The sequence below is a fragment of the Brevibacillus sp. FIR094 genome (genome assembly GCF_050477165.1).
In the GTDB taxonomy this organism is placed as follows: domain Bacteria; phylum Bacillota; class Bacilli; order Brevibacillales; family Brevibacillaceae; genus Brevibacillus.
This window is the reverse complement of sequence record NZ_JBEAES010000111.1, coordinates 1-237: the sequence shown is the minus strand read 5'-3', so window position 1 is coordinate 237 and position 237 is coordinate 1. Positions and strand designations below refer to the sequence as shown.

Sequence of the window (237 nt, the reverse complement as noted above, 5' to 3'; positions counted from 1 at the left end):
CGCACTACGCTCTCTCGAAGATCCAACCATTGCTGGTGATCCTGACCACTACAGCAATCGATACATGGGTACAAATGACAAGGGAGGCGTACACATTAACAGCGGAATCAACAACAAAGCGGCATATCTCCTCGCAGAGGGTGGCACACACTCCGGTGTAACGGTCACAGGCATTGGACGAGATGACACAGCAAAAATCTACTACTACGCCCTAACAAACTACCTCAATCCAAACTC

General features: G+C 49.4%; 1 protein-coding gene. It reads left to right on the top strand.

Annotated elements, in window-relative coordinates:
* Nucleotides 1-237, top strand: a 237-nt coding sequence (locus ACQ5DJ_RS30095; protein ID WP_429845632.1) for a M4 family metallopeptidase, incomplete at both ends; no start/stop codon positions are given.